Origin of the sequence: Streptomyces prunicolor, assembly GCF_045162825.1 — a bacterium.
In the GTDB taxonomy this organism is placed as follows: domain Bacteria; phylum Actinomycetota; class Actinomycetes; order Streptomycetales; family Streptomycetaceae; genus Streptomyces; species Streptomyces prunicolor.
The window spans coordinates 5,409,654-5,433,434 of record NZ_CP108676.1 but is presented as its reverse complement, the minus strand read 5'-3'; the positions used below and the strand labels follow the sequence as shown (position 1 = coordinate 5,433,434).

21 protein-coding genes and 1 riboswitch are annotated in these 23,781 nt (G+C 69.4%); of the genes, 10 read left to right on the top strand and 11 right to left on the bottom strand.

What is annotated here, in order from left to right:
• Positions 1–96: 96 nt before the first annotated feature.
• The gene (locus tag OG588_RS24915) at positions 97–519 is read left to right on the top strand and encodes a heme-binding protein (protein WP_405949231.1); all 423 of its coding nucleotides are present in this window, start codon (positions 97–99) and stop codon (positions 517–519) included.
• A gap of 70 nt (positions 520–589) precedes the next feature.
• Here the strand turns inward: OG588_RS24915 and OG588_RS24910 are convergent, their stop codons facing one another.
• Positions 590–1,456 carry a GNAT family N-acetyltransferase gene (locus OG588_RS24910; protein ID WP_405949230.1) on the bottom strand — a complete coding sequence of 289 codons (867 nt, stop codon included), beginning with the start codon at positions 1,454–1,456 and terminating at the stop codon, positions 590–592.
• Positions 1,457–1,651: 195 nt separating this feature from the next.
• On the opposite strand from OG588_RS24910, the gene OG588_RS24905 reads away from it, so the two are divergent.
• Together OG588_RS24905 and OG588_RS24900 are read left to right on the top strand one after the other, a co-directional pair.
• On the top strand, positions 1,652–2,287 hold the full coding sequence (locus tag OG588_RS24905) for an HAD family hydrolase (RefSeq protein ID WP_405949229.1): 636 nt from the start codon (positions 1,652–1,654) through the stop codon (positions 2,285–2,287).
• Positions 2,288–2,591: 304 nt separating this feature from the next.
• A complete protein-coding gene (locus tag OG588_RS24900) occupies positions 2,592–4,313 on the top strand; it encodes a globin domain-containing protein (protein WP_405949228.1) in 1,722 nt (573 codons plus the stop codon).
• 16 nt (positions 4,314–4,329) lie between these two features.
• On the opposite strand, the gene OG588_RS24895 is transcribed toward OG588_RS24900, so the two are convergent.
• From OG588_RS24895 to OG588_RS24875, 5 genes are all read right to left on the bottom strand, one after another.
• Complete coding sequence (locus OG588_RS24895; RefSeq protein WP_405949227.1) at positions 4,330–4,812, bottom strand: NUDIX domain-containing protein; 483 nt, start codon at positions 4,810–4,812, stop codon at positions 4,330–4,332.
• A gap of 122 nt (positions 4,813–4,934) precedes the next feature.
• Positions 4,935–5,840 carry a LysR family transcriptional regulator gene (locus OG588_RS24890; RefSeq protein WP_405949226.1) on the bottom strand — a complete coding sequence of 302 codons (906 nt, stop codon included), beginning with the start codon at positions 5,838–5,840 and terminating at the stop codon, positions 4,935–4,937.
• 228 nt (positions 5,841–6,068) lie between these two features.
• On the bottom strand, positions 6,069–7,226 hold the full coding sequence (locus tag OG588_RS24885) for a cystathionine gamma-lyase (protein WP_405949225.1): 1,158 nt from the start codon (positions 7,224–7,226) through the stop codon (positions 6,069–6,071).
• A complete protein-coding gene (locus OG588_RS24880) occupies positions 7,223–7,765 on the bottom strand; it encodes a low molecular weight protein-tyrosine-phosphatase (protein ID WP_405949224.1) in 543 nt (180 codons plus the stop codon). The genes OG588_RS24885 and OG588_RS24880 overlap by 4 nt, the downstream gene beginning before the upstream one ends.
• 7 nt (positions 7,766–7,772) lie before the next feature.
• Complete coding sequence (locus OG588_RS24875) at positions 7,773–8,150, bottom strand: phage holin family protein (protein ID WP_019055113.1); 378 nt, start codon at positions 8,148–8,150, stop codon at positions 7,773–7,775.
• A gap of 48 nt (positions 8,151–8,198) precedes the next feature.
• Here OG588_RS24875 and OG588_RS24870 point away from each other — a divergent pair, with 48 nt between their 5' ends.
• The 4 genes from OG588_RS24870 to OG588_RS24855 all read left to right on the top strand — a co-directional run bounded on the left by OG588_RS24870 (position 8,199) and on the right by OG588_RS24855 (position 10,695).
• A complete protein-coding gene (locus OG588_RS24870; RefSeq protein WP_019055112.1) occupies positions 8,199–8,516 on the top strand; it encodes a cupin domain-containing protein in 318 nt (105 codons plus the stop codon).
• Between the two features lie 177 nt (positions 8,517–8,693).
• A complete protein-coding gene (locus tag OG588_RS24865) occupies positions 8,694–8,906 on the top strand; it encodes a DUF5326 family protein (RefSeq protein WP_366096720.1) in 213 nt (70 codons plus the stop codon).
• A gap of 478 nt (positions 8,907–9,384) precedes the next feature.
• The gene (locus OG588_RS24860) at positions 9,385–10,158 is read left to right on the top strand and encodes an IclR family transcriptional regulator (RefSeq protein WP_405953203.1); all 774 of its coding nucleotides are present in this window, start codon (positions 9,385–9,387) and stop codon (positions 10,156–10,158) included.
• Positions 10,159–10,257: 99 nt separating this feature from the next.
• Positions 10,258–10,695, top strand: coding sequence for an SsgA family sporulation/cell division regulator (locus OG588_RS24855; RefSeq protein WP_019055109.1), 438 nt, complete (start codon positions 10,258–10,260; stop codon positions 10,693–10,695).
• A gap of 207 nt (positions 10,696–10,902) precedes the next feature.
• Here OG588_RS24855 and OG588_RS24850 read toward each other — a convergent pair whose 3' ends face one another.
• Positions 10,903–12,447, bottom strand: a complete 1,545-nt coding sequence (locus tag OG588_RS24850) for a YibE/F family protein (RefSeq protein ID WP_405949223.1) — start codon at positions 12,445–12,447, stop codon at positions 10,903–10,905.
• 71 nt (positions 12,448–12,518) lie between these two features.
• Positions 12,519–12,708, top strand: a riboswitch (TPP riboswitch).
• On the opposite strand from OG588_RS24850, the gene thiC reads away from it, so the two are divergent.
• The gene (gene thiC, locus OG588_RS24845) at positions 12,701–14,539 is read left to right on the top strand and encodes a phosphomethylpyrimidine synthase ThiC (RefSeq protein ID WP_405949222.1); all 1,839 of its coding nucleotides are present in this window, start codon (positions 12,701–12,703) and stop codon (positions 14,537–14,539) included. (Overlaps the previous riboswitch by 8 nt.)
• A 59-nt stretch (positions 14,540–14,598) precedes the next feature.
• Here the strand turns inward: thiC and OG588_RS24840 are convergent, their stop codons facing one another.
• Positions 14,599–15,828 (bottom strand): serine hydrolase domain-containing protein, encoded by a 1,230-nt coding sequence (locus tag OG588_RS24840; RefSeq protein ID WP_405949221.1) that lies wholly within the window; start codon positions 15,826–15,828, stop codon positions 14,599–14,601.
• Between the two features lie 238 nt (positions 15,829–16,066).
• Here OG588_RS24840 and OG588_RS24835 point away from each other — a divergent pair, with 238 nt between their 5' ends.
• Positions 16,067–17,176, top strand: coding sequence for a hypothetical protein (locus OG588_RS24835; protein WP_405949220.1), 1,110 nt, complete (start codon positions 16,067–16,069; stop codon positions 17,174–17,176).
• 152 nt (positions 17,177–17,328) lie between these two features.
• Here OG588_RS24835 and OG588_RS24830 read toward each other — a convergent pair whose 3' ends face one another.
• The 3 genes from OG588_RS24830 to OG588_RS24820 form a co-directional block, all read right to left on the bottom strand.
• A complete protein-coding gene (locus OG588_RS24830) occupies positions 17,329–18,189 on the bottom strand; it encodes a hypothetical protein (protein WP_405949219.1) in 861 nt (286 codons plus the stop codon).
• Between the two features lie 193 nt (positions 18,190–18,382).
• A complete protein-coding gene (locus OG588_RS24825; RefSeq protein ID WP_405949218.1) occupies positions 18,383–19,498 on the bottom strand; it encodes a metallophosphoesterase in 1,116 nt (371 codons plus the stop codon).
• A 1,508-nt stretch (positions 19,499–21,006) separates the two neighbouring features.
• Entirely contained in the window at positions 21,007–22,119 is a 1,113-nt protein-coding gene (locus OG588_RS24820; protein WP_078622773.1) for a LacI family DNA-binding transcriptional regulator, read from the bottom strand.
• A gap of 473 nt (positions 22,120–22,592) precedes the next feature.
• On the opposite strand from OG588_RS24820, the gene hisC reads away from it, so the two are divergent.
• Positions 22,593–23,672, top strand: coding sequence for a histidinol-phosphate transaminase (gene hisC, locus OG588_RS24815; protein WP_405949217.1), 1,080 nt, complete (start codon positions 22,593–22,595; stop codon positions 23,670–23,672).
• Positions 23,673–23,781 lie beyond the last annotated feature (109 nt).

Genomic DNA, 23,781 nt, shown 5'->3' with positions numbered 1-23,781 from the left:
CCGTGCATCCCCGCCGGCCCCGGCCACCCGGCCGACAGCCGACCTCGGCTGTCCGACCACCACCAGAAACAGCAACACCCGCAAGGAGAAACCCTGATGAGCACCACCACTGCCGTAGCCCCGCTGACCATCCAGGACGCCGAAGCGCTCGTCGCCGAGGCCCACCGAGCCGCGGAGGCGGCCGGGGTCACGGTGAGCATCACCGTGCTGGACGCCGGCGGTCATCTGCTCGCCTTCCGGCGGGACGACCAGGCTGTACTGATCTCCGGGGAGACCAGCACCCGCAAGGCGTACACCGCCCTTCAGCTGAACGCGCCCACCGCCGACCTCGTCGACGCCGTCCAGCCCGGAGGCCTCTTCCACACCCTGCCCACCGCGCTCGACCGGCCGTTGCTGTTCATCGCGGGTGGCATCCCGGTGCACCGTGGCGGTCGGCTGATCGGAGCGATCGGCGTCGGTGGCGGCGCGCCGACGCAGGACCACGGCTTCGCCCAGGCCGCCGTGGAGGCGCTCGTCTGACGTCTGGAAGCGAGGGAGACGCCGGTTCCCGATGAGGTCGGGAGCCGGCGTTCTCCGTGTCCGGGGAGTGTCAGCCGGCCGCGACCGTCAGGGGAGCGAACCGCCGTGTCCAGTCGCCGGGCAACTCCGCGATTCCGTACGTCATGACGGTGTTGAACGCGACGGAAGCCAGACCACGTTCCTTCAGCCAGGCCAACAGGTCTTCGTGGCGTACGTCGATGTCGGTGCGCAGCGGACGGTCGGTGCGGGCGGCGAGTGAGGCGAGGAGGGCCTTGGCCGTCTCCGAGTCCTGTGCGATCAGCGGGCCAACGACCTGGGTGTCCATGTTGGGCCAGGCGGCCGCGTAGCCGATGATCCGGCCGTTCTCCTCCGCGACCCTCAACTGGTCGGCGAAGGCGGGCAGTCGCGTGATGAGGGGCGTGCGATCGGTGCCGAACACCGCCTCGTCCAGGCGCAGGATGCCGGTGAGATCCTCGGCCGTGGCCGCGCGGGTGGCGATCCGGGACTCAGGTCCGGCAGGTGTGAAGTGGCCGCGCAGCATCTCGGCCCGGCCGGTCGCCTTGAAACCGAGTTCCTCGTAGAGCGGGCGGCCGTACGGAGTCGAGTGCAGGGTCAGCGGTGTGGTGCCCAGCGCTGAGACCAGGTGGCGCATCAGCCGGCGTCCGACGCCCTGACGGGCGTACCGCTCGGCGACCAGGACCATGCCGATCGCAACGAGATCCGGGCGGTCCTGCGGGCCGTACTCCGTGATGACGCAGGCCGTGAGGAGACCGCCGTCGGGAGCATCGATGCCGTAACCCTTTCCGGCGCTCAGGAGGAGGCCCCACTTGTGTTCCTCGCGTGGCCACCCCCGGTCCTCGGACAAGTCGGCGCAGGCGAGGCGATCGCGGAGCGTCAGCCGGCGGATGGGCAGAGCGGCGAGGGAAGGAGTCGGCACGCAGGTCAGGCTGTCTGACGTGCGTTGTCGGCGTCCACCTGTTTCCGGTGAGACGTACGTGCTTTTGGCCATGTCGTGATCAGCGGCACAACGTACCGACAGAAGACGGATGTTTCACGTGAAACACCGGCGAACGACGAGCATCCGGCAACCTCGCGGAAGGTGCCACAGCTCCTCCCACTAACCTCGTGGCTCATGGCGAGACTTCATCTCTTCGACCTCGACGGCACTTTGCTGCACGGAACCAGTGCGCCCATGGAGATCTCCCGTCAAATCGGCCTGGAGGCTGAGACGGTGGAACTTGAGCGGGCTATCTCGGCCGGGCTGATCGGGCCGCCGGAGTACGCGACCCGTGTGTACGCGCTCTGGGCGGATCTCACCGAGGCGCATGTGGCGGCCGCCTTCGAAGGGGCCCCTTGGCTGGCGCGGATCCGAGAGGTCTGGGCCGAGATCAGGAGCGCCGGTGAATACTGCGCCGTCGTATCGCTCTCGCCTTCCTTCTTTGTGGAACGGCTCACGGGCTGGGGCGCCCACGCGGCACACGGATCGCTTTTCCCCGCCGTTCCGTTCACCGCGCCGTCCATGGACCTGGCCGGAGTCCTCAGCTCCGCTGCCAAGGTGGTGATCGCGGACCGGCTGTGTGAGGAGTTCGGGGTGACGAGGGCGGACTGTGTCGCGTACGGCGACTCGATGTCGGACAAGGACCTGTTCGGTGCCGTGCCCGTCTCTGTCGCGGTCAACGCGGATCAGCATCTGTCGGGCCTCGCGACCCACTCCTATGAGGGGCGGGATCTGTGGGATGCCTACGAATTGGTGCGTGGCGCGCGGTAGTTGAGGGAATCGATGGTTCGCCCCTCCCCTGTTCGCGGGGGAGCGAGGCGGCACTTGTGTGCGGAGCGCGGGCCGGTAGGGTCGACTCCGGTTCTTGTCCGGAGCCGGGCGCCGCGTGAGAGTACTGCGGGCAATGTCACACTCTCGCCTTACTTGTCCGTACGCAGTGGGAATGTGGGTTGGATATGGCTGTATCGGCAGCTTGACCGAACGGGGAGAAAGCAAGCCGTCCGCGCGGAAGCAGGCAGCTTCCGGCTGAGGAAGCGCGCAGACCGACCGAAAGATGCTCGAGGCGAGGCACACCATGGACGCTCCGACCACCACGTCGGCCGACAACGGCACGTCCGGCGGCAGCGGCGGAGGCGGAGCCGGCTGGTTCACTCCGCGCAAGCAGCCGGAGGTGCCTCCGGGCGAAGAGCGTGGGACGTCGGAGGGACGGCGTCCGGCCGTGTTTCGTCCGGTCCGCAGGGGCGCGGCAGCGGGGAGCAAAAAGCTTCCGCCCACGGAGAGTTCGGCCCCTTCGACTCCACCGGCCTCAACGACTCCGGCGACTCCAGCGGCCTCACCGACTCCGCCGGCCTCGCCGGCTCTGAGCGGCGACAGTGCCGTGTCCTATCCGGACGGGCACGCGGCTCAGCGGGACGTAGCGCCGGGACAGCAGCGAATACCGTCGGCCGTGACCGCCCCGCAGCGCTCAACTCCCGTGCAGCCCTCGCCCCCCGTGCAGCTCTCAACTCCCGCCCAGCACATGGCTCCCGCCGCTCCCGCGCCAGCAGCGCCCCCGCCTCCCGCACCGCGGCCCGCCGCACCCGCTCCGACCGTCGCCCAGGCTGCCCCGGATGCTCCTGTGGCCCCGGCCGCCCCCGTGCGCGTGCCCGCCCAGCGTTCTTCTGGCCCGGCCACCGAGAAGGCATCCCCGGACGCCGTACTCATCCGCCGGACCATGACCGAAGTCGGCCCCGTGGCCGACAAGGTCACCTCGTACTTCTACGCGCTGCTCTTCGTGCGCCACCCCGAGCTGCGGTCGTTGTTCCCGGCGGCGATGGACACCCAGCGGGACCGGTTGCTCAAGGCGCTGCTCACCGCCGCCGAGCACATCGACAACACCGACGTCCTCGTCGCGTATCTGCAGAACCTCGGGCGCGGGCATCGCAAGTACGGCACCCGGCCGGAGCACTACCCGGCCGTCGGCGAGTGTCTCATCGGCGCGTTGAACAAGTACGCCTCCGCCGTCTGGGATGCGGAGACGGAGGCGGCCTGGGTGCGGGCGTACACGACGATCTCGCAGGTCATGATTGACGCGGCGGCCGCCGACGAACTGCGCGCCCCTGCCTGGTGGCACGCGGAGGTGGTCACCCACGACCTCAGGACCCGGGACGTCGCCGTCGTGACCCTCCGCCCGGACCAGCCCTACCCGTTCCTCGCCGGGCAGTACACGAGCCTGGAGACGCCCTGGTGGCCGCGGATCTGGCGGCACTACTCCTTCGCCTCCGCGCCCCGCTCGGACGGGCTGCTGACCTTCCATGTGAAGGCGGTTCCGGCGGGCTGGGTCTCGAACGCGCTGGTGCACCGCGCCCGGCCCGGCGACGTCATCCGGCTCGGACCGCCGGCCGGGTCGATGACCGTGGACCACACCACCGACAGCGGACTGCTCTGCGTCGGCGGCGGCACCGGCATAGCGCCGATCAAGGCACTGGTCGAGGACGTAGCCGAACGCGGCGAGTGGCGACCGGTGGAGGTGTTCTACGGCGCCCGTACCGACCACGACCTCTATGACATCGACACAATGCTCCGGCTCCAGCAGTCCCATCCATGGCTCGCGGTCCGGCCGATCGTCGACCGGCAGGGGAACCTCCAACTCCCGGACGCCATACGCACGTACGGACCGTGGAACGAGTACGACGCCTATGTCTCCGGGCCGCCCGGAATGATCCGCAGCGGTGTCGACGCCCTGCGGGACGCCGGTTTCCCTTCGGAGCGCATACGGCACGACTCGGTCGAGGAGCTGGTGGCGGCCGGGGACTGACCCGGTGCCGGAGGCGTCAGCCCAGGTCGGGAGCGTGCATCGCGAGGACCCCTTCGATGTTGCCGTCCAGGTAGTGCCGTAGGGACAGGGGCACGAGGTGGACGGACGCGATGCCTACCCGGGTGAAGGGCACTCTGACGATCTCGTACTCGCCGAGGGGCTCGTCCACTTCGGGGCCGTGGCGTAGCGCCGGGTCCATGGACTCCAGGTGGCAGACGAAGAAGTGCTGCACCTTCACGCCGGTCGAGGCCGCGTCCGCGCCGATGTGCTCGACGGTGTCCACGAAGCAGGGCACCACATCAGTGATCTTGGCGCCGAGCTCCTCGTACACCTCCCGGTGCAGGGCGTGGACGACAGTCGTGTCCTCGGGTTCGACCCCGCCACCGGGCGTGACCCAGTAGGGATCGACACCTGGCTTGGTGCGCTTGATCAGGATCAGGGCGTCGCCGTCGAGGAGAACGGCACGTGCGGTGCGCTTGACCACGGGTCGGACGGTCATGGGAGGAATGTGGCCCGGCTGGTTCCACGTGAAACATCGCAAGACGTCACCTTGACGGTTCGGAGCGTGATGTTTCACGTGGAACCAGCGGGTTCGCCGCGGAACGGCGACAAAGTCCCTGGTCAGCCCCAGTGGGTGGCGGCGCGGTGGAGCCACTCGTGGGCACGGGCGATGTGCGGCATCGCGAGAGTGCCGGTGCGCACCACCAGGAAATACGTCCGCAGCGGTGGAATCGCGGGTTCGTGGAGCGGGACGACCTCGCCGCGCTTCAGCGCCAGGGCGCACAGATAGCGGGGCAGCACCGCGAGCCCGGCGCCCGCGATCGCGCAGGCGAGCACCGCGCGGAGGTCCGGCACGATCACGGTGCCCGGGGCGGCCGGGCGGGAGTCGAAGACGGAGGCCCAGTACCGGGAGACGAAGGGCAGCGACTCATGGACCTCGATCACGGGGAGTTCGTCCAGGGCGGGCGCGTCCTTGGGGCCGAGTTCCGCGGAGTCGATCTGTTCGGCCCGGTGCGGGGCGGCGACCAGGACGTGCTCCTCGTCGCAGAGTGTTGTCGCGGTGAGCAGAGCGCCGCGCGGACGGGCCGTACTGATGGCCAGATCATGATGTCCGGCGGCCAGTCCCTCCAGGGTCTCCTCGGCGTTCCCGAAGGACGCGCGCAGCGCGAAGCCCTGGCCGTCCTCGCCGGTCAGCTCCGTGAGCGCGGGCAGCGCCCGCTCGGCGGTGAACTCGGGCGGCCCGGCGAGATGCAGGGTGCGCAGCGAGGCGTCGTTGTCGGGCCCGGTCTCGGCTATCTCCACGAGGGCGTCGAGATGGGGTGCGGCCTTGTGCGCGAGTTCGTCGCCCATGGTCGTGGGGGTGACCCCACGGGCCTGGCGCAGGAACAGCGGGCGGCCCAACTGCCGTTCCAGGGTGCGGATCTGGGACGTCACCGCCGGCTGGGAGAGGCCGAGCAGGGCCGCGGCGCGGGTGAAGGAGCCGGCCCGGTGCACGGTCACGAAGGTGCGCAGCAAGGCCAGGTCCATGGCGCGCACTCTCCTTTCCCCACCCTTTCTCCGGCCCCGGGCAGGGCACAACTATAAATAAGTCGATAGGTCGCTGTCGCTACTGTGATTGGACACTGACACAGAGTCAACTAGCCTTGGGCGCGCGGTTCTTCGCGCGCAGAACCGAGGACGGTCCGAGCCACGAGGGGGGAGGCTCGGACCGTCCGTTGTGCGTAGCCGGACACCGACCAGCGGTACGTAAAGCGGTCACCGCGCCGACTCGTCCAGCGCACGCAGCACATCGGCCACCAGGTCCTCGGGGTCCTCGGCACCGACCGAGAGGCGAACGAAGCCCTCCGGTACCGCGTCCCCGCCCCAGCGTCCCCGCCGCTCGGCGGTGGACCGCACCCCGCCGAAGCTCGTCGCGTCGTCCACGAGCCGCAGCGCGTCGAGAAAACGTTCGGCACGCGTGCGCGTGGGCAACGTGAACGAAACCACACACCCGTAGCGCCGCATCTGCTGCGAGGCGATCTTGTACGAAGGGTCGTCGGGCAGCCCCGGATAACGCAGCCCCGTCACGTCGGTCCGTTCGCGCAGGGCCTGCGCGAGGGTCAGCGCGGTGGCGTTCTGCCGGTCGACCCGCAGCTGGAGCGTGGCGATCGAACGGTGGGCCAGCCAGGCCTCCATGGGCCCGGGAATCGCGCCGACGACCTTGCGCCAGCGGCGTACGGCGGTCATCGCGGAGGCGTCGGTCCCGGCGACGTACCCGAGGAGGACGTCCCCGTGCCCGGTGAGCTGCTTGGTGCCGCTCGCCACGGAGAAATCGGCGCCGAGTTCCAGCGGGCGCTGCCCCAAGGGCGAGGCGAGGGTGTTGTCGACGGCCACGAGAGCGCCACGCGCGTGTGCCGCCTCGGCGAGCCGCCGTACGTCACACACGTCGAGCCCGGGGTTCGACGGGGTCTCCATCCACAGCAGTTTGGCGCCGTCGAGGAGGTCGAGCTGGGCGTCCCCGCCGGTCGGCGCGGTGCGCACCTCGATGCCGTACGCCGTCAACTGCTCGCGCACCAGCGGCAGTACCTGATAGCCGTCGTCTGGCAGCACGACCGCGTCGCCCGCGCGCAGCTGAGAGAACAGCACCGACGAGATGGCGGCCATGCCGGAGGCGAACACGAGCGTCTCGACGCCGTCCTGCCCGGGCGCCTCCAGCTCGCCGATGGCGTTCTCCAGGTGGGTCCAGGTCGGGTTCTCGTCGCGGCCGTACTTGTACGGGCCCGTCGCCTCGCCCGGGAGATGGAAGTGCGCGGCGAACACCGGTCCGGGGAGCGTCGGTTCGTACTTGACCGGCTCGGGCAGACCGGCCCGCACCGCGCGCGTGCCGTCCCCGGCGTCGCGCCCGATACCTCCGGCCGCAGCGGAATCACTCATATCGCTCGTCCCTCCACTTCCTCACGCACAGCGGCGAGCAGTCCCGTGCTCGCCGCCTCCACCATCTCAAGACACTCCTCGAAGCCGTCCAGGCCCCCGTAGTACGGATCCGGTACGTCGAGGTCGTCGCCGGCGGAATCAGAAGGGGCGTGCGAAGCACTCGTTGAGGGGTGGTGGTCGGGCGACGGGCGGGCGTAGGAGCGAAGGAGGTGGACCTTCTGGGCGTCCTGCTCGGTGGGGGCTAGGCGGCGCAGGGTCTTGCGGTGGCCGGAGTCGAGGGCGATGACGAGGTCCAGGTGGGAGAACCAGGAAGCCTGGAACCGGCGGGCGGTGTGGTCGGTGCCGTAGCCGTGCTCCTCCAGGACGGCGACGGCGCGCGGGTCGGCGCCGTCGCCCTCGTGCCAGCCGTCCGTGCCCGCGCTGTCGACCTCGACCAGGCCGTCGAGCCCGGCCTCCGCCACCCGCGCGCGGAAGACCGATTCGGCCATCGGCGAACGGCAGATGTTGCCGGTGCAGACGAAGCTGACGCGGTACGTCATCGCGCGCTCAGTCCCCCTCGGGCAGGACGACGTTGAGCGCCCAGGAGACGACCGAGATGATCAGGCCCCCCAGGACGGCGGTCCAGAAGCCCTCGACGTGGAAACTCAGGTCGAGCTTGTCGGCCAGCCATGAGGTGAGCATCAGCATCAGCGCGTTGACCACCAGGGTGATCAGACCGAGCGTCAGGATGAACAGCGGGAAGGTCAGCACCTTGACGATCGGCTTGACCAGGAAGTTCACGATGCCGAAGACCAGGGCGACGAGGAGCAGCGTCCAGACCTTCTTGAAGGTGCTGTCACCGGTCAGGGTGATCTTGTCGAGCAGCCATACGGCGACCGCCAGGGCACCCGCGTTGGCGATCGTCTTGACTAGAAAATTCTTCATGTGTCTGATCGTGACAGAAGAGATCGACTCCGAGCGTGGACGAGGGCGATGAAGGCATTCCGGTTGGATGAACTGGAGACGGAGCGCGCCGCCAACGACGGTGCGTACCTGCAGTTCCTGCGCGAGAAGAACATGTCTGTCGGCCTGTACGCACTTGATTCCGGTGAGCACGACCGGCAGCAGCCGCACAACCAGGACGAGGTGTACTTCGTGGTGAGCGGCCGGGCCGCGATCACCGTCGGCATGGAGACCACCCAGGTGGCGCGCGGCAGCGTGGTCTACGTGCCGGCCGGGGTGGCCCACAAGTTCCACCACATCAGCGAGGACCTGCGGGTGCTGGTGGTGTTCTCTCCACCGGAAGCCTGACTCGCGTCTCAGGGTTCCCTAGGGGAACGGTCAGGGGAGGACAAGGGATGCGAGGCCCCCGTTCGGCCTTCGCCCGCCCTAGCATCGACTGCAGGACATCAGAGATCCGGTGCGGGAGTGCCGGACACGGACCGGACCCGGTACGAGCGACGGGCGGAGAGGTACAGGACGAGGACAATGCGAGAGATCTTCGCGGGACTGCCGTGGTGGGTGAAGTGGGTCGCGGTGCCGGTCATCGCCCTCGTCGTGTTCGGCGGGCTGATAGCGACCGTCGTGACCATCGTCATCGGACTGCTCTTCAAGCTGCTGGTCTTCGTGGCGCTGGTCGGCGGAGTGATCTACGTCGTCCGGAAGTTCACGTCGAGCTCCTCCTCGCGCGGCGACTGGTGAGGTAACTGCTGGGCAACCGGTGATCGGTAACAGGAATCACCGGTTCCCTCGGGCGGGGGAAGTTTTCCGGACAGGCCGTCTGCGGGCGGTGGCGGGCGGTTAAAGTCCGGAATTCGACGCGGGGACGACCCCCGCGGGCGGCGCATCCCCTCCCCGTGTTCCCCGCACGGGCTGCCCCCTCGCGCTCCGGGAGTGACCCTTGGCCACGGTTGACACCGCACCCGTAGAACCACACGCACGCCCAACCCAGCCCGTCCCGCCCACCTGGCCGCGCTCGGTGGCGGTCCCCGCACAACTGCGGCCGGTGTCACAGCCGGGTTCGGTGACACCGCCAGGTCCGGTGGAACGGTCAGGTCCGGCGGCACAGTTGCGCCCGGTGTCACAGCAGCGCCCGGTGGCGACTCCGCTTCGGCAGCGCGACGCGACGGCCACCGACCAGCAGCAGCCCTTCACCGCAGCCCCTGACCGACAGCACTCCGTGACAGCCGACGGCTCGCACCAGTCCGCCGTCACCCTCATCGGCTCCGTCCAGCGGGCCATGCGCCTGCTGGAGTCCGTCGCCGGGCACGAACACGGCGCTCCCGCCAAGCAGTTGGCCCGCGAGACAGGCCTCGCCCTTCCCACGGCGTACCACCTGCTACGCACCCTCGTGCACGAGGGATATCTCCGCCGTGACAAGGGGCTGTTCTTCCTCGGGGAGGCGGCGGAGCGGCTGAGCAGCAGCGGGGCGCAGGAGAAACGTCGCAGCACGATCGTCGACGCCTTGGCGCAATGGCGGGATTTGATCGGCGCACCGGTGTACTACGCGATGTACCGCGACGGCGAGATCGAGGTCCTGTGCGTCTCCGACGCCCCCGGCAATCCGGCGGTCGAGGAGTGGGCGGACTTCCGTGAGACGGGGCACGCGCACGCGATCGGCCAGTGTCTGCTGGCCCAGTTGGACGAGGACGTCCGCCGCGATCACCTCGACCGCTACCCCGTGCGGTCCCTCACGCCGTACACCGTGCGTGACGGTCACTCCCTGGTGCGGCGCCTGGACCGGATGCGGCGGACGGAGCTGGTGGTGGAGCGTCAGGAGTACGCGCTGGGGACGGTCTGCGCGGCGATTCCGATCACGCTCGGCACCACGGCCGCCACGATGGCCATCTCCCTGCCCTCGCATCAGGCCGATCGACTGCCGGCCGCGGCTCGGCAGTTGCAGACCGGGGTCGACCGGCTTCTGGGGTCGCTCGCGCTCTCTATCAGCATCTGAAAACTTACTCCTTGTGATCTAACGTGTACGTTCAGCAATATTCCTTCAGTGTCATGGGGATCATTCCCGGCCAGACGACGGCAGTTGACGGGATAGGCGATGCGCGAGTCCGTACAGGCAGAGGTCATGATGAGCTTCCTCGTTTCCGAGGAGCTCTCCTTCCGTATCCCGGTCGAGCTGGGCTACGAGACGTGCGATCCGTACGCCGTGCGGCTGACTTTCCATTTGCCGGGTGACGCCCCGGTGACCTGGACCTTCGGCCGGGAGCTGCTGATCGATGGGCTGGGCATGGCGTGCGGGGAAGGCGATGTACGCATCGAACCCGTCGACCCCGAAACGCTGGGTGAGGTGCTGATCCGGCTTCAGGTGGGCAGCGACCAGGCGCTGTTCCGCACCGGCGCGGCACCGCTGGTGGCGTTCCTCGACCGCACCGACCGGCTGGTTCCGCTCGGTCAGGAGGGTGCCCTCGCGGACTTCGACGCCCACCTCGACGAGGCGCTGGACCGCATTCTGGCGGAGGAGCAGAGCGCCGGGTGACGTGTTGGTCGGCGGCGGGGGTCGGGGAGTTGGCGTAACGCTTCGTCAAGGGCCCTGAAGCCGCTGGAGGCGCCGTGAGCCCTTGAACATCCACCGAGGCCCTCCGGGCCCGGGGAATCGCAGTAACGCTTCTGCGTGGCTCCCTGGGGCGGTTTTCGCCGTCCACCGCAGTGCTCGCGGCGAGGCAATCGCGGTGCTTGCGGCATCTCAGTGCTTGCGGCGTCGGCCCTTCCCGCCGCGCGCCGCCGCGGGCTTGGCACTCGGCGCCGACGTGGCCGCCGTAGCCGAAGCTGTTCCAGCTGTTCCAGCTGCACCCCTCGGAACCGCCTCGGGTCCCGGGCGGTCGGCCGAGACCACCAGGGCGGCCAGGGCCGTGGTGACCGGTACCGAAGCGACCAGGCCGATCGAGCCCACCAGTGTGCGCACGATCTCCTCCGCGACCAACTCGCTGTTGGCGACCGCCCCCACGCTGCTCTGCGCGATGGAGAAGAGCAGCAACAGGGGCAGGGCCGCGCCCGCGTAGGCGAGGACGAGCGTGTTGACGACGGACGCGATGTGGTCGCGGCCGATGCGGATGCCGGCGCGGTACAGCCCGCGCCAACCCATCGCGGGGTTGGCCTCGTGCAGCTCCCAGACCGCCGATGTCTGGGTGACCGTCACATCGTCGAGCACACCGAGTGAACCGATGATGACACCGGCGAGCAGCAGACCGCTCATGTCGATCGACGGGTAGAGCCCGTGGATCAGGCCCGTGTTGTCGTCCGTGTTGCCGGTCAGTGCGGCCCAGCCGATGAACACCGAGCCCAGGACGCCGATCAGCACCAGTGACATCAGGGTGCCGAGTACCGCCACCGACGTACGGGCCGACAGGCCGTGGCACATGTAGAGGGCGATCAGCATGATGGCGCTCGATCCGACCACCGCCACGATCAGCGGGTTCGAGCCGTGCAGGATCGCGGGCAGGATGAAGAAGTTCAGGATCATGAAGCTGATGGCCAGCGCGACCAGCGCCATGACACCGCGCAGTCGGCCCACCACCACGACGGCCAGCGCGAAGATCCCGGCCAGCAGCGCCATCGGGAACTTACGGTTCACATCGGTGACCGAGTACTGCAGATCCCTGGGCGCGGAGGGCTCGTACGCGACCACGACCTTCTCGCCCTGATGCAACTGCCGTGACTGGTCGGGCTGCACGATCTCCGTGAACGTACGGCCCTTGTCCTTGCCGGTGGAGACCGTGACCGTGGCCTTCTTGCAGGTGCCGGCCGCCTCCTGTGCTGCTGAGGAGCCTTCGGCGGTGGAGGTGTCCCCGGTCGAGCCCCCGCCCGAGGCGTTCACCGAGGCGCAGCTCACGCTGACGACCTTGGTGACCGTGGCCTGCTGTGTCTGCCGGTCGAAGCCGACTCCGGTGCGCTTGTGCGAGGGGGCGCCGCCGGGCCAGAGCACCACCATGCCGACCACGACCGCCACGGTGAACGGGATCAGGATCGCCGCGATGACCTTCCGCAGGTGCCGGGAGACGGGTGCGGCGGGGCCATGGCTGTGTGAATGACCGTGCCCACCGCCCGCACCGGAACCGTGTCCGCCGTCCCCGCCTGGTCCGTGTCCGCCGTCTCCACCCGAACCGTGTCCATCGTCCCCGCCCGTTCCGTGGTCGTGCCCGGAGCCGGAACCGTGATGGTCGCCGGATCCCTGGCCGTGGCCATGGGGCGGCCCGGTCGGCGGGTACGGGGGCTGCTGTGTCGTGGTCACCGCCCGATCATCGCAAGAACGCCGGAGGCCCACTGTTCACCGCGCCACTTATGACGCTAGCGTGGAGGCACCTTTGCACACGCGGGAGCTCGGAGCACCGGGCTGAGAGGGCGCTGACCTTCGTCTTTGCGTTGTTTCACGTGAAACGTCACCTGAATCGAGTGATGTTTCGCATGGAACATCGGCTGACGGAAGCCGCTGCGTCGACCGCCGAACCTGTTACCGGGTAATGCCGGCGTAGGGAGTAGGTCTCATGACCAACAAGGACGCACACACGTCTGCCTTCAGCCAGGACGAACAGCCCATTCCGGGCGGGGAGTTCGCGCGGGCCGAGCAGTCCACGGCGGCCGGACAGCCGACGGAGGCCGAGCGGTCCATCGGCTGGCACAAGGGGTATGTCGCAGGCTCGCGCCCCGATCTGCGGGTGCCGGTCCGTCAGGTGCACCTCACCAACGGGGAGTCGGTGACGCTGTACGACACCTCCGGCCCGTACACCGATCCGCTCGTCGACACCGATGTCCGCAGGGGGCTGGCGCCGCTGCGGGAGAACTGGATCATCGCCCGCGGCGACACCGAGGAGTACGCGGGCCGGCCCGTCCGCCCCGAGGACGACGGGATCAAGCACACCTCACCGCGCGGTGGGCTGCGCAACCTCGACGCGGTCTTCCCCGGGCGGCCTCGTCAGCCGCGACGCGGACGTGAGGGCGTGCCGGTCACGCAACTCGCCTACGCGCGACGGGGTGAGATCACGCCCGAGATGGAGTTCGTGGCCGTACGGGAGAACGTCGAGCCCGAGGTGGTCCGCGAGGAGATCGCGGCCGGGCGGGCGGTGTTGCCGGCCAACGTCAATCACCCCGAGATCGAGCCGATGATCATCGGCAAGCGGTTCCTGGTGAAGGTCAACGCCAACATCGGCAATTCCGCGGTCACTTCCTCCATCGAGGAGGAGGTCGAGAAGATGACCTGGGCGACCCGCTGGGGCGCCGACACGGTCATGGACCTGTCCACCGGCCGGAACATCCACACCACCCGCGAGTGGGTGCTGCGCAACTCCCCCGTCCCCATCGGCACGGTGCCGCTCTACCAGGCGCTCGAAAAGGTCGACGGCCGCGCCGAGGAACTGACCTGGGAGATCTACAAGGACACGGTCGTCGAACAGGCCGAACAGGGCGTGGACTACATGACCGTCCACGCGGGCGTGCGGCTGCCGTTCGTACCGCTGACCGCGAACCGCAAGACGGGCATCGTCTCGCGCGGCGGCTCGATCATGGCGGCCTGGTGCCTCGCGCACCACAAGGAATCGTTCCTCTACGAGAACTTCGAGGAACTGTGCGAGATCCTCGCCGCCTACGACGTCACGTACTCGCTGGGCGACGGCTTGCGGCCTGGTTCGATCGCGGACGCCAACGACGAGGCGCAGTTCGCGGAGTTGCGGACGCTCGGGGAACTCAACACGATCGCGAAGCGTTTCAACGTACAGACCATGATCGAGGGCCCGGGACATGTCCCGATGCACAAGATCAAGGAGAACATCGACCTTCAGCAGGAGATCTGTGATGAAGCTCCGTTCTATACGCTCGGCCCGCTGACGACGGACGTCGCGCCGGCGTACGACCACATCACCTCCGGCATCGGTGCCGCGATGATCGCCTGGTGGGGCACGGCCATGCTCTGCTATGTCACGCCCAAGGAGCACTTGGGCCTGCCCAACCGTGACGACGTCAAGACCGGCGTCATCACCTACAAGATCGCCGCCCACGCAGCCGACCTCGCCAAGGGGCACCCAGGTGCACAGGAGTGGGATGACGCGTTGTCCGACGCCCGCTTCGAGTTCCGCTGGGAGGACCAGTTCAATCTGGCCCTCGACCCGGACACGGCACGGGAGTTCCACGACGAGACGCTTCCGGCCGAGCCCGCCAAGACCGCCCACTTCTGCTCGATGTGCGGGCCGAAGTTCTGCTCGATGAAGATCTCCCACGACATTCGGCGTGAGCACGGCGGCACCCAGGCGGAGGTCGAGGAGGGCATGGCCCGGAAGTCGAAGGAGTTCGCGGCGGCGGGCAATCGCGTGTACCTGCCGATCGCCGACTGACGGCGACCGAGCGGCCCGGCTCTCGGTCGGCTCTTCGTCAGCTCTCGGTCAGTTCTCGGTCAGTTCTTGGCGGGCTGCTCGCACAGGGCGTGGTCGACGAGGGTGCCGGTCGCGCGGTTGAGGGCGGCCAGGTCCGGCGGCGCGGTGGTGGTCGTGATGGAGACCGTCACCGCGCGCCTGCCGTCCGCGCTCACCGCGGGGCGGGTGTTGACGCCCGCGCCGTCGCCCTCGTGGGTGTAGTAGAAACCGCCGCAGGAGAGCGGGATCTTGCGCAGTCCCAGGCCGTAGGTTCCCTCGGGCATCTCGGCCACGTCCTCGGGGTCGTCGGTCCGCTCGACGGTCTGCCGCATCTCACGCCACTGCTCGGCGGGGAGCAACCGGCCGTCGGCCAGGGCGCGGAAGAAGGTGTTCAGGTCGGCGGTGGTGCTCACCACGCCGGAGTCCGCGGTGTGTTGGAGGCTCTGGTCGGTGACGTCGAGACGCTTGCCGTCGGCGGTCGTCAGGTACGCGTTCACGTGCGGGTCGGGCAGGAACGGGTTGAGCCCGGGGATGGAGGTGTTGCGCAGCCCCAGCTTCGCGATCACCCGGTGCGCGACCAGGTCCTGCCAGCTCGCGCCGCCGGCCTCCTCGGCGATCATCCCGGCGAGCAGGTAGTTGGTGTTGGAGTACGCCCAGCGGGTGGGACCGCCCGGCTGGGGTACGAACACCGGCCGGTGCTTCATCGCGACGGCGACCAGGTCCACCGCCGGGGTGGTGTCGTAGCGGTTCTCGTCGAAGTGGTTGATCAGCGCGTCCTGGATCTCCGGGTCGTCGATGTAGTCGTAGAGCCCACTGGTCTGGCGGAGGAGGTCGCGGACGGTGATGCGGCCGCCGTCGTTGCCGTTGCCCGCGACGACTCCCGGCAGCCAGTGTTCGACGGTGTCGTCGAGGGACAGCCGCTTCTCCGCGACGAGTTGGAGGACGACGGTCGCCACGAAGGTCTTCGTCGTGCTCGCCACGCGGAAGTGCGCGTTCCAGGGGACCGGGTCCGTGGAGTCGGCCGTGCGGGTGCCGATACGGGCCATGAGGGGGGCACCGTTCGGGCCGTCGACCCTGGCCAGCACGTTCACATCCCCGCCGCCGGCCTTTCGTACGGCTGCGAGGTCCTGCTGGAGCGTGGCCTCGTTGTAGGGGTGTCGCGCCGCCGCGTGCCCGGCGGTGGTGGCGGTCGCGGCTAGGGGTGAGCCCAGCGCGAGCAATGCTGCTGCCAGCACTGCGGCGCCGGTCTTCTTCGACGACGGCATCTGCATGTTCGTATCCCCCGGTGCTCAGGTTCCTGATCGGTGACGATCACCAGCCAACCGGATCCCGAAGCGCGAGAGGATGGGACTGTCCTCCGCATACGGGGTGCGGCTGGCCCCCGGGTGCGGCGGGAGCCGGAACGAGGGCGAGGTGCCGGGGGTCTCCTGAGCCGGGCGCGCCGCTGGGCGTCGTAACAGAAAAGACAAGATCACTCATGGTCCGATCGAGGTCTCTACTCTGCCTGACATGGGTGGGATCGATCTGGCCAACGGGGTTGTCGGCGCGGTGCTCGGGATGCTGGTCGCCGTGCTGTTCCAGGACCCGATCCAGAACAGCTGGTACAGGCTGCGCACTCGATCGAGGAGCGCGGTGCGCAACCGGCGACGCCGGGAGGAGTCCAGCCCGGCGTGGAGGACTTTCTCTCTCGGCCCCCTTCACACCTCCGCGCTGATCGTCGAAGGGGACGGAGAGTCGTCCATACCGGCGCAAGCCGTCTACATCCAAGTGCTGGACCAGGAAATCGAATTGCCGTCCGACATGGCCGACTGGTGGGTGGAGATCGAGGAGGAGAACACGCGCTTGCGGGCGGAGGGCCGGGCACCGTTGTGGAACGGACCTCGATACGCGGTCGAAACGCTCGACATCTCCCGGACCGCTCTCGAGGAGAAGCCGGAAATCCATCTGCGATTGCGCCCGACGGATTACTACACCTTTCTCGCGGCGCAACAACTGGACCGTCGGCTGCCCGACGGGACCACCCCTCGTTCGCGCTATCTCGATCCTGGCGACCCTTTGCGGGCTCCCGCGTTTCTGCAGTGCAGTCTCGCCGTGAACATCGCGGTGGTGACAGCCGACGACATGCTGGTCGTCAGTCGGCGCAGCAACCACGTCCGCATGGCACCGGGCGTCTGGAACTCGTCCGTCAACGAGGGCATGTCACGGCACATCGACTCGTCCGGCAGGAGCGCCCCGGACCTTTATGCCGTCGCTCGGCGCGGAATGCGCGAGGAACTGTCCATAGAGCCGCACGAGTACACACTCGAACTGCTCGCCTTCGTGCTGGACATCGAGAAGCGTCATTGGAGTGCCCACTTCTACGCCAGACTCAAGGACTTGACCTGCGCGGGTCTGCAAGAGCGGATGAGCAGAGGAGTGGCGGACCGATGGGAACACCAGACCATCGATTTCGTTCCTTTCCGCCCTTCAGCGGTGATCAAGTACATGCTGCGCGCCGATCGCATTCACCTGTGGGCGCCTCTCGCGCCGGCACTCTTCCATCTCGCCCTGGTGCACGCCTACAGCCGCACACCGGTCGAAAGGGCGGGAGCGCAGATCCTTCGACGTATGGCGGACTGAGGGAATGGCGGACTGAGGGAATGGCGGACTGAGCAGGGCAGCGCCCGCCGCCGCGTGACGTGGTCCCCACCACCGTTCTCCCTCGGGTCGCAGTCGGGCCGTGACCGGGCGTTCGGCTTGCGCTCCCCTGGTTGGGGGCGCAAGCCGAGGGGCTACTCCGGCTGGTGTTCGGGCCCCCCGAAGTCCGGGCTGCTGAAGTCCGGGCTGCTGAAGCTCGGACGGTGGCCCGGTTCCGGGCCGTCGTCGGGGCTGGAGAAGCCCGGGCGGTCGTAGCCGAGGTGCGGCATACGACTCGGCCCCGGGGGTGTCGTACGGCGTACCGGTGCCGTCCCCGGAGCCGCGAGCGCGTCCTGGAGGAACGGCAGGATGCCGCGCTCCAGGAGGGCGTCGTGCCAGGCATCCCTGGCGCGGGCCACTTCGCCGCCCGCCTCGCCGTAGGGGCCGGTGTCGGGCGAGGGCCTGTTGCGCAGGGCGGTGAGCAGCAGGCCGACGGCGGCGACGAGGATCGCCGCGGCGGTCATGGCGCCGAACACCCAGCCGGCGGTGAGCATGGTCTGGGCGAACGCCGGTTCGGGGGTGAGCATCTTGAGGATGTAACCCACGAGCAGGAAGATCGCCGCGGCCGTGCCGGCGAGGACGGGGGTGAGGACGGCGGCGACGGCGATGGCGCCCGCACCCTCGGCCGCTTCCCCCAGGGTGGTGGCGAGCCCCATCGCGCCCACGCCGACCGGCTCCGCGGAGCCGGTCTCGTGGACGGTCGACGGGGTGGACGACGCCGGCTGGCGCAGTTCCTCGCGGACCTTCACGTAGTGCTGGTACTCGGTCGCCGCGGCCGCCGTGATGAGAGCGGTGGCGTTCAGCGCCATGGTGCGCAGCTGTTCGGGGTTGAGCCGCTTACCGACTGCGGCCAGTTCCGGGCGGGTAGGGGCGGAGCGCAGCGCCTCGTCGAGGATCCGCTCGTACTCCTGGCGGTCCTCGCTGTGCAGGTGCTGCGGAACGCTGTTCATGTGCATCCCCCGATGCTCCGTAGGGCTTGGGGCTCGCATGCCAACGAGCCGTCGGGCAGAAACGGAGGGGAGCCTGCTACGGATAAGCCGATGGTAGAGCGGCGACGGCACACGGTGACAGGGGGTTTCCAGAAATTGGCCCCTGGCCAGCGATGTCGTCGGCCGGCCCTCCGAGGGGGGACGTCTGCCCGTTAAACGCTCAGATATCCAGCGGCAGTTGCTGGACCAGCAGTTTTCCGGCCATGGTCACCCCGCCGTCCATCGCGATGGCCAGCCCCTCGGCGTAGACGTGCGGTCCCTCGACCACGGGACCGGCGGAATCCTCGCCGTCCTCGGAGCCCACGTCGCCCAGGAGATAGGGAATCGGGCTGTGCCCGTGGACGATCCGGGTCCCGCCGTACATGTCGAGCAGGGAGCGGACATGTTCGGCGCCGCCCTCGTCGCGGAAGGAGAAGCGCTTGGTGAGCTTGCGGAACACGTCCCACACCTCGTCCGCGTCGTTGCGCGTGAGGGTCTCGCGGACGTTGTCGTTGACCGCCTCGATCGAGTCGCCGTAGTCGAGGTACGCGGTGGTGTCGGAGTGGACGAGCAGGTGGCCGTCGACCTGTTCCATGGCGTCCAGGCGGGCCATCCACTGCAGGTGGACGTCCTGGAGGCGGTCCATGTCGGTCTTCTGGCCGCCGTTGAGCAGCCAGGCCGCCTGGAAGGTGGCGGTGCCCGCGCCGGAGTTGACGGGGGTGTCGCCGAACCGCTTCGCGCCGAGCAGCAGCAGCTCGTGGTTGCCCATGAGCGCCTTGCAGTACCCGCCGGCCGCGGCGGCCTCGGCGGACAGCCGCATCACGAGGTCGATCACGCCGATGCCGTCGGGCCCGCGGTCGGTGAAGTCGCCGAGGAACCAGAGCCGCGCGGTGCCCGCGCACCAGCTGCCGGCCGCGTCGATCAGGCCCTTCTCCCGCAGCGCGGCCACCAGTTCGTCCAGGTAGCCGTGCACATCTCCTACGACGAACAGCGGACCGGGGCCCTCCGTCGGCTGCGGAGCCGCCATCGACGCCGGGTCCACCGCGACCTGAACCGTGTCACCCCGACGGATGACGGGCAGGTCGCGCTGCGTGGGTGTGTAGCCCTCCGGATAGACCTCTTCGAAGGCCTCCTCAAAGGCCTCCTCATCAGGTCGTACGGTCTCGCCGGGCTGCGCGCTGTCGGCGTACGGACCGGTCTCGTGGACGTACGCGGGTACCCGGAAGTCGCGCAACGTCGCCGTCCGCTCCATCTCGGGTCCCTGACCGGCCCCCTGAGTCATCGACCCCTCCACCATCGCGCCGCAGCTGCACCGCGTCGGACTGCCTGGTCGCAGCGGCCCGCGGTGTCGTGGGCCCATCATAGGAATGCGGATCGCGCCATGTGATGACCCAGGGGTGCTGAATCGGAGCAGGACCCCGCTTCACCGCGGCTTTCGCCCCGATTGGGCCGGGCTTCGCCCACTCGCCGTCTGCTTGACGGGGGTCGGTTCGCGCCGTGAGGGCGGCTGGAATTCGCCGGTGGGTGGGGCGGCTGGGGTGGGGCGCCTGGGTGGGCTGGGGTGGACCGGCTGTTCGGGGTGGGTGTGGGCTGACCGTCCGGGGGGTGGTGTCGGGCGGTCACTTCGGTAGCGATGTTGGTTGCTTGGTTGGTTGCCTTGGCGTGGGTGCGTGGGTGCGTGGGTGCGTGGGTGCGTGGGTGGCGGGGTGGCGGGGTGGCGGGGTGCGGGGTGCGGGGTGGCGGGTACGGGGTGGCGGGTACGGGGGTGCCAGGTGCCTGTTCCGGGTCGGGGCCGGTGACTGCCGTGCCTGGTCTGGTGTCGGTCGCTCCGGCCCCTCACGGTGCGCTCCTGCCCCGCGAGGGTGCCGTTCCGTAGTCCGCTCTGTGCGGCGCCGGCGCCGGTGCTGATCGCCCGGGTGGGCCCGGCGCCGGTCGCTCCCCCCCCGGGGTGGTGCCGGGCCCCCCGCTCGTCCTGCCGACCCCGGTGCCGAGTGGGAGTCCCGGCGCCGGCGTCGGCCCGCAACGGGCGTCTGAGGGGGGCCTGCACGCGCTGCGGGCCGAGGAGAGTCCCCAGGCCCCCCTACCACCCCCGCCACCCCCATGGGGCCTGGCGGCACTGCCCCGGCCGCGCTCGTGGCCCCCGGCGCGTGCGCAGAGCCCGGCCTGGGCCGGAACCGGGGCGGTGGGCGGGAGTTCGGGCACCGTTCCGCTCACCACGGACCCTGGCGTGAGCCCCAACACGGACCGGCCCCCACGGGAAGAGGACGTAAGTCCGCGCCCTGCTCCGCCGGACCGCGGTACCCGGTGGGAGTCCGAGCACCGCCTCGCCCGCGACCATGCCCGACGGAAGTCCTGGCACGGTTCCTGCCGCCGGCGGTCGATCGAGGTGAGCCCCAACACCGTTCCGTGCCTGACGGTCACCCGGGGGAGTCTCGACGCAGGCCGACCCTAAGGGTCGTACCGGACGGGCGCCCCGGCACCGAACCTCACGGATACCCGGAGGAAACCCCATCCCGACCCCGACCACGGCACCCGCCCGACCGCGGCCCCCGGTGGGAGTCCGGACACCGCCCCGTCGGCCACCCACCCCGGAGCCCGCTCGGCATCGCGCCAACCGCGTCATGGCACCCCGAGCGAACCCGGCCCACCTTGGCCCGCCCCGGGCACCCAGCCGAGCCCGGACACCCCCACCCCGCACCCGCCCCAGGGGAGAAAGCGCACCGGCAACGACCCCGCACCCGCCGGAGGGGAAAGAGGTGACCGGCAACGCCCCTCGCCCCCGGCCACCCCCCGGGGCCCCCGCGCCTACTTCCCCTCAGGCGACCGAGGCGGACTCACCGTCGTCCGAGGCGGACGCCGCTGGGACGACGTCCGCACGATCAGCTCCGTCGGTATCACCTGCTCGATCGGCAGGTCGGACTCAACCCCCTCGATCGCGTCGATGAGGAGCTGCACCACCGCCGTACCGATCCGCCGCGGCTTCAGCGACAGCGTCGTGACCGGCGGCTCGGTGTTCGCGTACACCGTGGACTCGCTGCAACACACGAGCAGCAGATCCTCCGGCACCCGCATCCCGTAGCGCCGCGCCGCCGCCAGCAGATCCGTGCCGTTGGGGTCGAACAGGCCGTAGACCGCGTCGGGCCGGTCGGGCCGGGCGAGCAATCGGTCGGCGGCGACGGCTCCCGCGCACGGATCGTGCGCCGGATAGGACTCGTACACCGGATCCTGGCCCACCCGCTCACACCACCGGAGGTACGCCGTGGTCGAGAGGTGCGTGTACGTGTCCGTGCTCGTGCCCGTGAGCAGGCCGATCCGGCGGGCGCCGGCGTCGGCCAGGTGGTCCAGGATGCCCAGGACCGCGGCCTCGTGATCGTTGTCGACCCAGGCGGTCACCGGGAGCGAGCCGGCCGGGCGGCCGTCGGAGACGACCGGTAAACCCTGCCGGACCAGCTCGCTGACCACCGGGTCCTGGTCGGACGGGTCGATGACGACCGTGCCGTCCAGGGCGACGTTCGACCACACGTCGTGGCGCGAGGTCGCCGGGAGGATCACGAGGGCGTAGCCGCGGGCGAGCGCGGCCGAGGTGGCGGCGCGCGCCATCTCGGCGAAGTACGCGAACTCGGTGAAGGTGAAAGGTTCATCCCCGTACGTCGTCACGGTCAGGCCGATGAGGCCCGACTTGCCGGTACGGAGTGTGCGAGCCGCCGCTGAGGGCCGATAGCCCAGCCGGTCGGCGACTTCGCGGACATGGCGTCGGGTGGCGTCCGGGAGCCGGCCCTTGCCGTTGAGGGCGTCGGAGACGGTCGTGATGGAGACTCCGGCCGCGGCGGCCACGTCTCTGATTCCCGCCCGGCCCGGCCGGCTTCCTCGACGAGAGGTTTCCGCGCGGCTCACCTGGTGCTTCCCTGCTGCTGTCATGGCGAGCCGATAGTAGGGCTCATGCGGTGGGGTAGTGCGGACGCATATGCACGCGTTGACAGGCACGTTTCTGCAAGGTCAGAAGGGGTCAACTACCTTAGAAACAAAGTCAGTTAAACGATGCAATGGCATTACGTGACTTGTCGGCGCGCATGGGCCTGCCAAGCCCCCCATGTTTCGAAGAGGTCTCAACTCACCTGTACGAGGGATGCGCGCCACGGCGTGAGCTACCAGCGCATAGATATATGTACAGCGCGCCCCCGGTTCGTGCGCCTTCGTACGGTGTTGCCCCTGATGCGGATGTGACGCGTGGGGCGACCCCGACAGACGCATGACCGGCACCCGGAAGCTGCTCACGTGAACCTCGGCGACCGCTCACCCGGGCTGGACCTGTACGCCCCGCCCCCGAATCCTCATAAGGTGAGCAGTATTGATAGCCGGTGGTGCCGGTGGTGGTCACAAGGAGGACTGCGGTGAGCGAGACGAGCCCGAAGCTGCGCGCCGAGCTGGAGGGTATCCCCACCTACAAGCCGGGCAAGCCTGCCTCGGCGGACGGTCCGGTGGCCTACAAGCTGTCCTCCAACGAGAACCCGTACCCCCCGCTCCCCGGCGTCATGGAGAGCGTCACCGCGGCGGCCCTGAACTTCAACCGGTACCCCGACATGGCGTGCACCGGCCTGATGAACGAGCTGGCGGAACGGTTCGGCGTCCCGCTCTCCCACCTGGCTACCGGCACCGGCTCGGTCGGCGTCGCCCAGCAGTTGATCCAGGCGACCGCCGGCCCCGGCGACGAGGTCATGTACGCCTGGCGCTCCTTCGAGGCGTACCCGATCATCACGCGGATCAGCGGTGCCACGCCGGTGCAGGTGCCGCTGACCCCGGGTGATGTGCACGACCTGGACGCGATGGCCGACGCCATCACCGACCGGACCCGGCTGATCTTCGTCTGCAACCCCAACAACCCCACGGGCACGGTCGTACGCCGGGCCGAGCTGGAGCGCTTCCTGGACCGGGTGCCCGGCGATGTGCTCGTCGTACTGGACGAGGCGTACCGGGAGTTCATCCGCGACATGGACGTGCCGGACGGCGTCCAGCTCTACCGCGACCGCCCGAACGTCTGCGTCCTGCGCACCTTCTCCAAGGCGTACGGCCTCGCCGGGCTGCGGGTCGGTTTCGCGATCGCCCACGAGCCGGTGGCGGCGGCGCTGCGCAAGACGGCGGTGCCCTTCGGTGTGAGCCAGCTCGCGCAGGACGCGGCGATCGCCTCGCTGCGCGCCGAGGACGAACTGCTCGGCCGCGTCGGCTCGTTGGTCGGCGAGCGCACCCGCGTGGCCGACACGCTGCGCGCCCAGGGCTGGACGGTCCCGGAGACCCAGGCCAACTTCGTGTGGCTACGGCTGGGGGAGCGCACGCTGGACTTCGCGGCGGCCTGCGACCAGGCGGGCGTGGTGGTGCGGCCGTTCGCGGGCGAGGGCGTGCGGATCACGATCGGGGAGACCGAGGGCAACGACATCTTCCTGAAGGTGGCGGAGGGGTTCCGCAAGGAGCTCTAGCTGTCGCCACGGAACCGCTCCGGCGTTCGTCGGCGGTGTGGTTCGTCACGCCTGCCGATGTGAGGGTTCGTAACGAGTGACGTCAGGGGGGTTGCCTCAGGGGGACCCC